The following is a 14,171-nucleotide window of genomic DNA, read 5'->3' as shown; positions in this document are numbered from 1 at the left end:
TTACAGTTGCTTAAGGGTTGCTTTAAACTCTTTAATCTCTTGATGAACCTTTTTCTGACGACTTTCTTGATTGAGGCTATAGACACCCTTTGGATTAAAGTAACTCTTGGCATAGTCGCCTTTGGTGAATAATGACCAGCTACGACTACGATTCGGAGCGTAAAAACCACGCTTGATTTTCTTTCGAAAGGCTGGATCATGAGGGCCAACAGGGGCAACATCCAGTTGGAAATGCCTCTTACCACCTTTGCCATAGTTAAAGCTAGCACCATTGATGACACCACTTTCTGTCACTTGTTCAACATCAGCTTCATTCAAAAAGTGACCTTGAGAATCTAGGATAAACTCTGTATGAAACCCCATCAACACCTTGATATTGGCAGAGGGTTGGTTATCAGGATAGGTAATCTTACCCTCTCGAATGGCTAGTTTATTATGAAGTCGGGCAGACTCCTTAAAACTATAGTCACCCTTACCAAAACAATGAGCTTGGCGTTTCCCTCTCAAAAAAAGCGCTAGGGCTTCTTGATCCGTCATCTCATCAGACTTGAAATGATGGCGTATGTATTGTGCCTGATGACTGGAAATAAGGTAGCGAAATTGGTGCAGGCGTCGCTCTAACTCTCCTAAATGGGCTAAACCGTCTCTTGGAAAAGCCTGATCCACCAAGGCAGCCAAGTCATACCAAAAATTAGCATCTGGGGCTAAATCCATGCTAATCTTAGCCACTAATGCTTGACTTTCCGCCACTGTTCCTGTCAACTCACTAGGCATAGCCATCAGATTGAGCAAGGCTGTCAAGCGCTCCCTAGGAAACATCCACCTCTGGCTTTGAGACCAAAACCTTAAAAAACTTGGCGAGCCAATCCTGAAATCACTCTGGCGATTAAGGTCTTGAGAATAATGGTTGATTAGCTCCTTAGCCCAACCCTGCTCTAATAATGCCGCTTTTGTCTTGATTACTGTCATATAGCTATTCTACCAAATGCCACCAAGAAAGACACTGATGGCGCTTTTTCGCCCTAAAAAAGAGGCTGGATACTTGAGACTACAACCTCAACTTGAGCCTTTAACTCTCGCTTTGGAAATGCAGTAACAAGATCTAACCTCTCTTGTTAAGATGGATTTCTTGACCAGTATCCAAGCAAAATCAGAACTAACATTCCGCAAGGCACGTCAAGAATCTAGGCTGTTGATGTTTTAAAGACTCTAAAGCGACCAAAACTGCCAAGCAACTACGAGATCAAACTGTTTTTCTGATAGTATCAACAGCTTGAATGGCTTCACATCATGGCTTATTGCCACACTGTCTAATCATGCTTACTTAGCAATGGCAAGCTCATCGAGTTGGCTTTGAACAGCTGCTAAAGGGGTGTCAACCTGAAGCAGAGCTGCCGCTGTATAGGCTCCCTCAACGATTGGCACATCCTGAATAAGAATTTCCTTATCTGAAAAATCCAGAGCCATTTCTAAGTTCATATGGGCAGAACCCAAATCATAGAAAGCTAGCAACTGCTCTTTGGGATTTTCCTCGATAATAGCCTGAACTTGCTCAAAACTAGAGCCGATCCCACCATCTTCGGTCCCTCCAACATAAGTAATCGCAACATCCTTAGCCACTTGTGAAATCAAGTCAACAAGACCTTGGGCAATGTTTTTAGAGTGAGAAACGATGATAATACCTGTATCAGCCATTGAGCACCTCCGTCTCTAGCAAGGCTTTAAATAGCAAACCTGAAGAGTAAGAACCTGGATCGATATGACCAAGGGAGCGTTCCCCAACATAAGAAGCACGCCCCTTAGTGGCTTTGAGATCCTTAGTCGCCTCTACTGCTTGATCGATCATGTCAGCTGTTAGTGAACCTTGATTTAAGGCATCAAGTACTGGCGTCCAAACATCAACCATGGTCTTCTCTCCAACTTGGGCCTTGCCACGCTTTTCAATCATCTCAAGACCATCTTGCAAGCCCTTTAAGAGACCATCTCCTGCTTTGAGACTTTTGGTCAATCCCATAAAGGCAGAGCCATAAAGTGGTCCAGAAGCACCGCCAACTTTACTGATCAACTGCATTGAGACCACTTTGAAGACGTCATCTGCAGACGCGAAGTTTTTACCGTCAAGGTTTTCCATAACCGCAGCCATCCCACGAGCCATATTGCCACCATGGTCACCATCACCAATAGGCGTATCCAAATCACTGAGGTAGGCTTTGTTTTCTTGAATCTTGTCATTAAACAGACTCATCCATTTGATTGCATTTTCAGGTGTCATAAGATTCCTTTCTTACCAAGCTATGGTTGCAACTGGGGCATTTAGGGCTGTGACCCACTCTGGGTCATCCATTTTGACCAGCGTGAGCGACAAGCCAGCCATATCAATAGAGGTCATGTAGTCGCCTAATTTTTTATAGGTCACTTGAATTTCTTTTTCAGCCAATAATTGTGACACATCGTTGGCAAAAACATATTGTTCCATTAGAGGTGTTGCGCCCATACCATTGATCAGTAGCGCAAAGTCATCACCTGGTTTGGCATCAAAGTCTGCCAATAATTTGGACACAAGTTCCTTAGCCAAGTCAGTAGAGGGCTTTAGTTTTTCCTTCTTATAACCGGGTTCTCCGTGGATGCCAATACCATACTCAAATTCATCGTCTTCAAGGACAAATCCTGGCTTGCCAACTTCAGGAACCGTTGCACCAGAAAGCGCCAAACCAATTGTCTTGATATTGGGAACTAAACGCTCAGCCAATGCCTTAATGTCTTCGAGAGATTTTCCTTGCGCTGCAGCGTGACCAAGAATTTTATGAACCAAGATGGTACCAGCCACACCACGACGTCCTTGCGTGTAAAGGCTATCTTCCACTGCAATATCATCATCTACCACGATACTATCCACAGCAATATCTTCCATTTCAGCCATTTCTTGAGCCATTTCAAAGTTCATGATATCTCCAGAGTAGTTTTTGATGATCATAAAGACACCAGCACCCTCATCAGCTGCCTTGATGGCTTCCAAAATTTGATCAGGCGTAGGTGACGTAAAGACAGCTCCACAGACAGCTGCCGAGAGCATACCTTCTCCAACAAAACCAGCATGTGACGGTTCATGGCCAGAACCGCCCCCAGAAATGAGGGCAACCTTACCTGTTTTTTTGGCTTTACGAACAATCACATCAAAGCCCTCCAGACGCTCTACCAAGTCATCATGGACATAGGCAATCCCATCAAGCATTTCTGCCACAATATCTTCTGGACGATTAATAATTTTTTTCATACCAATTAACTTCCTTTCTTAACTCCTGAGACCTAGACCAAGGTCTAAATCTCTTAATCTTAGCGTTTCGAACTTAGAGATGAAAGAGTAGGGAAAAATCAAAGGTCATGGTTGCTTGATTTCTGTCCCACTCCTATTCCAAAAAAATGATTACGCTTACATTATAACACTTTCTATGTGATTTTCAATTATAAAGCGGCAAATCAGAAACTTTTAAGAAGATATGAAAAAAAGTAGGAGTGACCTTGCCAACCAAGCAATGTCACTCCCACTTCTACACAGATGATGGTGGCAGTTTTTAGAGCCTATCATGCTCAACCAAACTATCCATTAACTACTGCGTTGAATGGTATGGTCTTTTGAATTATTTTCAAAAACCAAACTGATAACTTAATCCATAGACTCATCTATCGGCCTTGATTTTCTTGCAATATCTGCTTGGATAGCTTCAATAAAGCTATCAACTGACATCGTCTTCGTTTCTTTTTTACCGTAACGGCGGACATTAACCGATTGGTCTTCCATCTCTTTGTCTCCAACAATCAGCTGATAAGGGATTTTGCTGGTTTGACTTTGACGAATCTTGTACTGCATTTTTTCATTACGCTCATCAACATCTGCACGAATGCCTAAATCGCGAAGTTTCTTAGCCACTTCCCACGCATAGTCTACGTGGGCTTCATTTGAGATTGGGATAAGAGTGACTTGATGTGGCGCAAGCCATGTTGGGAAAGCACCTTTATAAGTTTCAATCAAGATAGCAGTGAAACGTTCCATGGTTGAAATGATACCGCGGTGAATCATGACTGGACGGTGCTCTTCACCATCAGCTCCCTTATAGGACAAATTGAAACGCTCAGGAAGAAGGAAGTCAAGTTGGATCGTTGACAAGGTTTCTTCATTACCAAGAGCAGTTTTAACTTGAATATCAAGTTTTGGACCGTAGAAAGCGGCCTCACCTTCTGCCTCAAAGTAATCCAATGCCATCTCATCAAGGGCTGCTTTAAGCATGCTTTGCGCATTTTCCCACATCTCATCATTGTCATAATATTTTTCCTTATCTGCAGGATCACGGTAGGACAAGCGGAAACGATAGTCAGTAAGGTTGAAATCTTCATAAACATCAATGATCAATTGAAGTGCTTTTTGGAATTCTTCTTGAATTTGCTCAGGTGTCACAAAGATATGACCATCATTCAAAGTCATTTCACGCACACGCTGAAGCCCAGTAAGAGCACCTGACTTCTCATAACGGTGCATCATCCCAAGCTCGGCAATACGCACTGGCAACTCGCGATAGGAACGCACATGGTTTTTATAAACTTGGATATGATGAGGACAGTTCATAGGACGAAGGACGATTTCTTCGCCGTCTCCCATATCCATGGTTGGGAACATATCTTCTTGGTAGTGTTCCCAGTGACCTGAGGTTTTGTACAATTCAACCGAAGCAAGCGGTGGTGTGTAAACGTGTTGGTAGCCTGAAGCCAATTCCTTATCAGTGATGTAGCGCTCCAAGGTACGACGGATGGTAGCCCCATTTGGCAGCCAGAACGGGAAACCTTGTCCCACTTCTTGAGAAATCATGAAAAGATCAAGTTCCTTACCGAGTTTACGGTGGTCACGCTCCTTGGCTTCCTCACGCATTTGCAGGTAATTTTTGAGGTCTTTTTTGTCAAACCAAGCCGTTCCATAAACACGCTGCATCATGGTGTTGTCTGAATTCCCACGCCAGTAAGCACCCGCTACATTGAGCAGTTTAAAGACCTTAACATGCCCTGTTGATGGGACATGTGGCCCACGGCAAAGATCCACAAACTCGCCCTGACGGTAGATGGTCAAACCTGTTGCATCATCAGCATGTTCATTGATCAACTCTACTTTATAAGGATCATCCTTGAAAAGCTCAAGAGCCTCTTCTTTTGAAATGTCTTCACGAATACATGGGTAGTTTTCACCAACAATTTTTTGCATTTCTTCTTCGATGCGAGGAAGATCTTCGTTTGAAATTTGTCCTGCCTCATTGTCAGTATCATAGTAGAAACCATCCTGAATAGCTGGACCAATCCCTAGACGAAGGTTGGGAAAAAGACGAGTTGCCGCCTGAGCAAAGAGGTGAGCCGCAGAATGACGCAATAAATCATAGGCATCCTCATGGTCTGGAGTGACAATCTCAAGCGAACCATCTTCTGTCAGAGGACGAACAGTATCAAACAGTTGACCATTAAACTTACTCGCCAAGGCTTTCTTGGCTAAGGCGTTTGAAATGGTTTTAGCAATGGCGACAGTTGTGACACCAGACTCAAATTCGCGGATAGCGCCATCTGGAAATGTAATCTTAATCATAGGAATCTCCTTAGTTTTGATAGAGATGAGACTGGGAAAACCCAGAGCTCTTTATAGTGTTGCATCGTCAATACTCAATAACAATCAACCATAAACTAGCCGACAACCCCTAAAATAGTGTTTGAGTAGAAAGACCAGTGATATTGATGGTTAAAGACTATCAACAAGACACGAATCATGATCTTATAGTCTTTTGAATTAGCTTTTATAATCTTCGCTTTTTGATTTCTAGGCTCAGACCTCAAAACCTCATTAGGATGCTTTGAACTTTCAACTTGCCATACTCTTATCTCCAGCCTCAGTTCCTTGTCTGAAAGTTAATTCATTTGACTATGCCTAGTGGGTAATCCTGCTGGTCATAAAAGAAAAGACGACATCCTCAAAAAAGGACGTCGTAACGTGGTGCCACCTTCATTCGTCACCAGCACAAAAAAACTGATGACCTCAGAATGGCGATAAGGGAACCACCCTTTTATGTTTGCATAAAATCATGAAAAGTAGTATCTCATCAGCTCATCCATACCCTTACACCAACCGGATACTCTCTTTAAAATGGCAACTGACGGACGTGTCTCTTATCATTTAGCATAACATAATTTGATAGCTTGTCAAGACATTTTTTCCAAAAGCAATTCAAGACATGGATTTCCTTTATTGTGAAGATGATGATGGTTTTAGTCGCTTCTGTCATGATCTTTCAAAGAAAGTAGCCGGATACGATCCACTAATAACTTAGGCGTTTTCAAAACTTTGACCGATGTTTGAGCGGTTGTTTTGATCACTGTTGAGGGAAGACCAAAGGTGTTTCTCATCAATTTGATGTGCGTGTACTTCCTCTTCCCATCTAGGGCAAAGGGATTGGTATTGACTTGGTAGTATTTGGAAATAATCGCATCAACGTAAAGTTCATAAATGGATAAGGCAAAACGCTCTGATGAGAGTTCATAAAGTTTATCCGCCAGATGCCTTTCTGTCATGGCAGGTGTCTCACTAACAGCCCTCAAAATCGCTTGGGAAATTGACTCACCATCCTCATAAAGATAACCAAACATCGGATGATCCAGCAAACTCTCCAAATAAGCATTTTTTTGTGCGATAATCGGTGTTCCACTAGCCAAACTCTCCGTATAAGTCAGCCCTTGCGTTTCACTGGTCGAAGCGGACACCAAAAAGTCAGCTGCCTTGTAATAATAAGCAGTCTTCTCACGCTCAACCATACCTGTAAAGAGCACAACCTCAGCCAGACCCAACTCAGCCACCAACTCCCTCAAGTCACTAAGATAAGGGCCATCACCAACAATGACACACTTGATTTTGGGATAAATGGCAAGCACAGCTGGCAGGGCACGAATAACCGCCTGAATGTTCTTTTCATAAGAAATTCGTGATAGACTGAGTAACATCGTCTCATCGGGTGCAATCCCTATCTCCTGACGTAAGGCTAAACTGTCAGAAGTTTTGATGTCTGGTCTTTTGTATTGTTCCAAGTCTATGCCAGTAGGAATAACCCTTTTAGGGATGGTAACCTTGTAGGACTCTAAAATATTTAAAACAATGCGGCTAGGACAAACAACACCGTCACAATCCTTGAGAAAATGACGCACAAAATACTTGATCATCCCCGGTCGAATCAAACGTCCCTTGGCAATATAATGGACATAATCTTCATAATGGGTATGATAGGTGTGAACCACTGGAATGCCTAGTTCCTTGCCGATCATCCAACCAAACATCCCCACACTAAACTCTGTCTGGGTGTGGATGATATCCAAACGGTGTTCCTTAGCAATCTTATAAGCAGATGATAAGCCTGAATAAACAATACGACGCTCACTAAAAGCCACAAAAGGTAGGCTAGGCAAACGAATAATGGTTGGGTCTTCATCAACACGAATATTTTTTTCCATCGCGGTAAAGATAAAGACTTCATGACCTAACTTTTCTAGCTCTGTTTTTAGGGTTTTGATACTGGTTGCCACACCTGATATTTGTGGGAAGTAAGTATCTGTAAACAGTCCAACTCTCATCTTAGAGCTCCATTACTTTGTCATATACGGCTGCCAACTCCTTGGCAATCACTGTCAGGTCTTTACTAGCTGCTACTTGATAGCCAGCCTCAACCTTATCTTGATAACCTGCAAAGATCTCCTCTAAAGCCTCCACAAAGTCACCAACTCCCTTAGCCAGATAAGCTGATCGCTCATCAAGCCAACCCTTGTAAACAGGAATATCACGAACTACCAGATTCTGACGACTCGCCAGAGCTTCTAGCACTACGATACCTTCTGTTTCTTCTCGACTAGGAAAGAGAAAAGCATCTGCACCCGTCATAGCTCCCTCATAAATATCCCCCTTGATATAGCCAGGGAAGATGACATTATCAGGATGCTGCCCCTCAACAATCTTTCTGATATGACTGGGAATAAGATAATGATTGATATGTCCAAACCAGATAAAGGTCACCTCAGGCATGAGACTTGCTACTCTGACAAAGTCATCAATGCCCTTACGCTCAAAAAAGAGACCCGCTGAAACCACGACCTTGTCACTTGGCTTAAGATTAAAGTGAGCACGAAAAATAGCCTCTTTACTAGCACTCTTTTGATAACGATTGACATCAATACCGTTTGAAATAGCTGCTATTGGTGTTGTGATGCCATACGATTGGATCAGCTTTTTAGAGTAGGCTGTCGGTGTGATCAAGTAATCTGCCGCTTGGTAGAAGCGCATGAGATGCTTTTTAAAAAGAGGAGCCATGAGATTAGAGCCTCTAAAAGACCGTTCAAAATCTTCTTTCGTCGAGTGGGCGTGCATGATGACCCGCTTACCGGCCTTTTGAGACTTTCTCAACAGATGCCAGCTTTTAATGCCATAGGTATTGAGATGAACCAGGTCGTAATCATCCCTTGGATCAGTCGTATAATCAATACCTGCTATGGTTAAGGCTTTTTCTTGATGTTTGATGGCACGACCAATCCCTGATTTGCTCAAGTGGTCTGCTGCTTCTAGGTAGAGTAATACTTTCATAAAGCCTATTATAACGTATTCAAGAGACATTTTCATTAAGAAAGCAAAAAATCAGTCCTAGGACTGACCTTTTTAATCTTTTAGAACCCAAGCTGAGACTGATCCTGCTCCTACAGGAAAGGTTGCCCAGCCATCTTCTAAAATCACAACTTCTTCTGTCGAATTCTCCAAATAATCCACAAAAGTAGCGCCTGCATGAAGTTCCCCAATCTCCATGGTCTTCCAACCAGCCTCACCATTTGACATAACAAGAGCAAGTGGATTGGGATGCTCCTCATTGCCTTGTTGAACCCACCCGATGCAGTTGGGATGGTCAAAATAATCAACTTGATTACCGTAAACATGATGCTGTCTTAGGTAGGCCAGTTTGGCAATCACGTCTTTGAATGAGGCTTGGGCAAACTCTCCCTCAATCCCATAGTAATCACCATAGAAAATACAAGGCGTTCCTTCTTGTCGTAGCATAATCAAGCTGTAAGCAAGGGGCTTAAACCAGTCTGCCACCGTGGATTCCAAGGACTGACCTCTTTGGGAGTCATGATTGTCCACAAAAGTCACCGCAAAGTCTGGACGCAGCTGCATCAGGCTTCCCTCTAAAATCCTTGATAGATCAAACGCTTGACCTTCTTGGGAGGCCTGAAAGAAGGTCATATGCAGCACCACATCCACCAGATCAAACTGCAAGTCGATCTCCTCTAAGTAAGCCACGGTAGCATTGGGATCATCTTTCCAATACTCACCAAACACATAAAGGTCTTCCTTGAGGTGGTCACGAATATAGCGAATAAACGCCGACATAAAATCAGAATCAATATGCTTTATCGCATCCAATCGAAAACCACCAACTTGACTGGTCTCAAGAAACCACTTGGCCCACTTCTGAAGATTGGCGACTACCTCTGGGTGTCTAAAATCCACATCATTAAACATGAGGTAGTCATAGTTGCCATTTTCCTCATCAACCGTAGCCTGATCCGCCCAGCCCTTGTTGTCTCCCATAACCATGTAAAGCCCGGTTTCATGATTGAGAGCGTCATAGTCCATACCTGAAAAATGGTACCAGTGCCATTCAAAATCATCGTATTTTTGGCGACGTCCCTTAAAGGTAAAATGTGTCCAAGCCTCAATATCATAGGGTTCAGAGATAGGCTCTTGGCGACTAGCTTGATTCATTTTCAAGACTTTGAAGCGCTCCTTTTCATCACCATTGGCCTTATGATTAAGGACCACATCAGCGATGGGCATGATCTGAGCCTCATTGAGGGCCTGGATCACTGTCAGATACGCTTCTTTAGTCCCATACTTGGTGGGGATTGTCCCTTTTTGGTCAAATTCGCCTAAGTCAAAGAGGTCATAAACACCATAGCCGACATCTTCCAAGCCAGTTCCCTTAAAAGCAGGCGGTAGCCAGACCTTGGTCACACCAAGCTCTTTTAGATGATCAATATCATCTAAAAGGCGTTGCCAATGCTTGGCATCTGCTGGAAGATACCATTCAAAATACTGCATGAGCGTTTCATTTGTCACATTATTCCCTCACTTTTTGTCATTTTTGCTGATGCTAGCATTAGGTCAGAGGCTTTTAAACGCCAAAACATAACTTTAATCTAATACACCTTCCTTTGATGGTCAGCCTTAGCCTCTAATTTAGCCTTAGTGTTGATCAACTAGCAAATGGTTTTTTTAGACTTGCTTAAGAGACTGGACTTTCGCCCAGTCTCACTTGATTTATGTCGTTGAGGCACGCTTGGTCACGCCATGATTCAAAATAATTTCCTTTTGCTCCAAGGTTTCTTTATCCATAATCTTAGTCAACATGCGCATGGCAACAGCGCCAAGGTCATAGATAGGTTGACTGATAGACGAGAGATTGGGGCGAGTGTACTTGACGATTTCAGAGTCATTACTGGTGATGATTTCGACATCTTCTGGAACACTTTTACCAGCTGCAAACAAGCCATTTAAAAGCCCTACTGCCAGCTCATCCTCTGCGACATAAGCTGCAGTTGCTCCTGACGCAAGCACTCGCTCTGCTAGGTCAAAGCCATCCTCATAGCGATAGCCCGCTTCAAAAATCAGCTGGTCTGTATCGTCAATACCATGAGCTTTTAGAGCCGATTGATAGCCTGATAGGCGTACCTTACCATTGAGATCATCACTCAAAGGTCCTGATACAAAGGCAATCTTGTGATGGTTTTTCGCTAAGTCAGCCACCACCTCTGCAACCGCTTTTTCATAGTCAATGTTAACACTTGGTAGCTGATGCTCTAAATCAATCGTCCCAGCAAGCACAACAGGCGTTCTGGCACGCGAAAACTCCGCACGCAACTTATCCGTCAAGCGATGCCCCATAAAGATAATGCCATCCACCTGCTTGGCAAAAAGGGTATTAACCACATTGACTTCTTTGTCTTCATTTTCGTCACTAGAGGCCAAGACAATGTTGTAGTTGTACATCTCTGCAATATCATCAATCCCTTTTGCCAAAAGGGCAAAGTAAGCATTTGAGATATTAGGAATGACCACCCCTACGGTTGTTGTTTTTTTACTAGCCAGCCCTCGTGCCACGGCATTTGGACGATAATCCAGACGCTCAATCACCTCAAGAACTTTCTGACGGGTATTTTCTCTCACATTCTGATTGCCGTTGACAACACGGCTAACTGTCGCCATAGAGACACCAGCTTCTCTGGCAACATCATAAATCGTAATAGTATCATCTGTATGCATCGGTATTTCCTTTCACTTGAGTTGTTATCGTTGAAAATCACGCTTTCATTAGTTATATTATCATGATTTGGAAACACTTTCAAGCGTAAAACAGCGTTTTACTGATTTCTCTCAAAAAAGATCAGAACAAGGTTCAAGAAAAACCCTTAGCTTATAGCCTATCTAAAAAAAAGAGAGGAAGTCATCCCTTGATGTCGACGACATCAAGGATTGTCTTTCCACTCTTTAAAGATTATTTGACCGCACTTGTTTTTGGCAGTGCTTTATCTGCTTTAGCGGTTGCAGCGGCTGCTACTGGTTTGCTAGCGGGCTTGGCTGTTGATGAGGCATCTTTTCTGCCGTTAGTCTTACCTGCTTGAGCTGCTGCCGCGCCTGTGCCTGAAGGGGAAGCAGATGTCCCTGTCCCTGCCACTGTGCCTGTTGGCGCTGTGGCAGCTTCTCCTGATGTAGGAGTAGTTGTGTCTGCATTAGTAGACGTAGAGTCTGTATTAGCTACAGTTCCAGATGCCCCCTTTTGTAAAGCAATCGCTTTGGCCATTCTATTGATTTCAGCAGCGTGCCGTGCATAATCTATATTTCCATTATCATCATAGAATACTCCTCCAACACTATCACTAAGCACCCTACCAGTCTTTGCGTCTTTAATGCGTGTTTCTGTACCGTTGTTAAACACTTCGCCTGTAAAACCAGGTTTGAATGAACCATCGCTATTTAAAATGTCATCTAAAGTATTCCTTAAAGGATTGGATGGCTCACCAGGCGCGATTTCAGGAGCAGAAGAATAATAATCTTGTGCTGATACTGTCGACACACTACTTGCTACTGTCCCTAATGCCAAGGCTGAACTGGCTAGTAGGACTGCTGAAATGGTGGTAAATTGTTTGCTCATCTTCATAAAATTAAAGTTCCTTTTCTTTGTTAGTCTTGTCTTTTTGCAAATGATCTAGACAATCTTTATTATATCCCCCTCCCGATTTGTCAAGTATTTTGCTTGCTTTTTTTGAAAAAAATGAAGAGCCTTTGAAAGCACTCCGAAACGCAAATGACAAACACTTGATTTTTAAGGTTTTTTTTGAAAGAATAAAAGACAGAAAGAAGGGATAAAATGACTAAAATTGATCTACTTTTAGAGCAACTACTCAAGCAGGATGTTGCAACAGCAGTGATTTCCGATCCTGTCACTATCAACTACCTCACAGGCTTTGCTAATGACCCTCACGAACGCTATATGTTCCTTTTCCTGATGGCTGGTAAAGAGCCCTTGCTCTTCTTGCCTGCCTTGGATCTAGCGCGCGCCAAAGCTAGCCTATCCTTTCCAGTGGTCGGCTATCAAGATGCCGAAAACCCTTGGGACAAACTCAAAGCCATCCTCCCACAGCCAACTTCAACTAAGGTTGCTGTCGAATTTGACCACCTCAACGTGACCAGATTTAAGGGACTAGAAAGCGTCTTTACAGCCGCCTTTGTCAACTTGACTCCCCTCATCCAGCAGATGCGACTGATCAAATCCGCCGATGAAATCAACAAAATGCTGATTGCTGGAGAGTGGGCTGACAAGGCCGTTCAAATCGGTTTTGATGCCATTTCTCTTGACAAGACCGAAACCGACATCATCGCTCTTATTGAGTTTGAACTCAAAAAACAAGGCATCTCTAAAATGAGCTTTGACACCATGGTCCTAACCGGCACAAATGCTGCCAACCCACACGGAATCCCCGGCACTAATCGACTGGAAAGCAACGCACTCTTGCTGTTTGATTTGGGCGTTGAGACCTTGGGTTACACCAGTGACATGACCAGAACCGTCGCCCTCGGACAACCCGACTCCTTTAAAAAAGAGATTTATCACCTTTGCTTGGAGGCACAATTAGCCGCACAAGATATGATCAAGCCTGGTGTGACCGCCTCCGAAGTCGACGCAGCAGCACGACAGATCATTGAAAAAGCAGGCTATGGTGACTACTTCAACCACCGTCTGGGGCATGGACTGGGAATGGATGTCCATGAGTTCCCATCTATTATGGCAGGTAATGACATCGAGATCCAAGAAGGTATGTGCTTCTCTGTAGAGCCGGGGATTTATATCCCAGGCAAGGTTGGTGTTCGTATCGAAGACTGTGGCTACGTTACCAAAACTGGTTTTGAAACCTTTACCAAGACCCCCAAAGATCTCCTCTACTTTGAAGGCTAGCTTTGGCATCATAGCATTGTCTCCTTGGGATACTTATGGCGTCTAAAGACTAGTCATCAGCTTTGGATAACTCACTATCAAAAAACCGAACAAGTCCCGCCTTTGATGATGGCCGGGCTTGTTCGATTTTTTATCTTTGGTTGATGCTTTTCATGACACGCTTGATGTCACGATCTTGCTCACGGCGTTTGATGCTCTCACGTTTATCATAGTCATGTTTCCCTTTGGCTAGACCAAGTAAGATCTTGGCAAAGCCATTTTTAAGGTAGACTTTTAAAGGCACTAGGGTCATCCCACTATCTTTTAAGTCATTGGCTAGACGCTCAATTTCACGCTTTTTGAGTAAGAGTTTTCGTGTACGCTCTGGGTCTTGGTTCCAGATGTTACCCTGTTCAAAGGGCGCGATATGGACATTAACTAACCAGGCTTGGCCATGTTTGATTTGGGCAAAACCATCCTTAAGCTGGATTCTAGCCGCACGAACAGACTTGATTTCTGTCCCTGTCAAGACCACCCCAGCCTCTATGGTATCTACAATAGTGTAATCATGTCTGGCCTTCTTATTTTGCGCTAAGACATGACTGTCTACACCTTTTGGCATGA

At 43.4% G+C, this 14,171-nt stretch carries 12 protein-coding genes; 1 reads left to right on the top strand and 11 read right to left on the bottom strand.

Annotation, left to right across the window (positions count from 1 at the left end; genetic code table 11):
* The 10 genes from ACMZ6Z_RS01845 to ACMZ6Z_RS01800 all read right to left on the bottom strand — a co-directional run bounded on the left by ACMZ6Z_RS01845 (position 1) and on the right by ACMZ6Z_RS01800 (position 12,272).
* A complete protein-coding gene (locus tag ACMZ6Z_RS01845) occupies positions 1–969 on the bottom strand; it encodes a DUF3114 domain-containing protein (RefSeq protein WP_416130959.1) in 969 nt (322 codons plus the stop codon).
* Positions 970–1,320: 351 nt separating this feature from the next.
* Positions 1,321–1,695, bottom strand: coding sequence for a dihydroxyacetone kinase phosphoryl donor subunit DhaM (gene dhaM, locus ACMZ6Z_RS01840; RefSeq protein WP_416130958.1), 375 nt, complete (start codon positions 1,693–1,695; stop codon positions 1,321–1,323).
* Complete coding sequence (dhaL, locus tag ACMZ6Z_RS01835; protein WP_416130957.1) at positions 1,688–2,272, bottom strand: dihydroxyacetone kinase subunit DhaL; 585 nt, start codon at positions 2,270–2,272, stop codon at positions 1,688–1,690. The genes dhaM and dhaL overlap by 8 nt, the downstream gene beginning before the upstream one ends.
* Before the next feature lie 12 nt (positions 2,273–2,284).
* Positions 2,285–3,274, bottom strand: a complete 990-nt coding sequence (gene dhaK, locus ACMZ6Z_RS01830; RefSeq protein WP_416130956.1) for a dihydroxyacetone kinase subunit DhaK — start codon at positions 3,272–3,274, stop codon at positions 2,285–2,287.
* A gap of 390 nt (positions 3,275–3,664) precedes the next feature.
* Positions 3,665–5,620 carry a threonine--tRNA ligase gene (gene thrS / locus ACMZ6Z_RS01825; RefSeq protein WP_416130955.1) on the bottom strand — a complete coding sequence of 652 codons (1,956 nt, stop codon included), beginning with the start codon at positions 5,618–5,620 and terminating at the stop codon, positions 3,665–3,667.
* A 674-nt stretch (positions 5,621–6,294) separates the two neighbouring features.
* Complete coding sequence (locus tag ACMZ6Z_RS01820; RefSeq protein WP_416130954.1) at positions 6,295–7,647, bottom strand: glycosyltransferase family 4 protein; 1,353 nt, start codon at positions 7,645–7,647, stop codon at positions 6,295–6,297.
* A gap of 1 nt (position 7,648) precedes the next feature.
* The gene (locus ACMZ6Z_RS01815) at positions 7,649–8,647 is read right to left on the bottom strand and encodes a glycosyltransferase family 4 protein (protein WP_416130953.1); all 999 of its coding nucleotides are present in this window, start codon (positions 8,645–8,647) and stop codon (positions 7,649–7,651) included.
* A gap of 72 nt (positions 8,648–8,719) precedes the next feature.
* Entirely contained in the window at positions 8,720–10,174 is a 1,455-nt protein-coding gene (locus ACMZ6Z_RS01810) for an alpha-amylase (RefSeq protein ID WP_416130952.1), read from the bottom strand.
* 201 nt (positions 10,175–10,375) lie between these two features.
* Positions 10,376–11,377, bottom strand: coding sequence for a catabolite control protein A (gene ccpA / locus ACMZ6Z_RS01805; protein WP_416130951.1), 1,002 nt, complete (start codon positions 11,375–11,377; stop codon positions 10,376–10,378).
* 232 nt (positions 11,378–11,609) lie between these two features.
* On the bottom strand, positions 11,610–12,272 hold the full coding sequence (locus ACMZ6Z_RS01800) for an LPKTxAVK-anchored surface protein (RefSeq protein WP_416130950.1): 663 nt from the start codon (positions 12,270–12,272) through the stop codon (positions 11,610–11,612).
* Between the two features lie 210 nt (positions 12,273–12,482).
* On the opposite strand from ACMZ6Z_RS01800, the gene ACMZ6Z_RS01795 reads away from it, so the two are divergent.
* Positions 12,483–13,568: a M24 family metallopeptidase gene (locus tag ACMZ6Z_RS01795; protein ID WP_416130949.1), complete on the top strand. Its 1,086-nt coding sequence runs from the start codon at positions 12,483–12,485 to the stop codon at positions 13,566–13,568.
* A gap of 130 nt (positions 13,569–13,698) precedes the next feature.
* On the opposite strand, the gene smpB is transcribed toward ACMZ6Z_RS01795, so the two are convergent.
* On the bottom strand, positions 13,699–14,169 hold the full coding sequence (gene smpB, locus ACMZ6Z_RS01790) for an SsrA-binding protein SmpB (RefSeq protein WP_416130948.1): 471 nt from the start codon (positions 14,167–14,169) through the stop codon (positions 13,699–13,701).
* Positions 14,170–14,171: the final 2 nt, after the last annotated feature.

Origin of the sequence: Streptococcus pluranimalium, assembly GCF_047785705.1 — a bacterium.
Lineage (GTDB): Bacteria > Bacillota > Bacilli > Lactobacillales > Streptococcaceae > Streptococcus > Streptococcus pluranimalium_A.
Note: the sequence above shows the minus strand (reverse complement) of the source record. Positions and strands in the feature narration are given on the sequence as shown.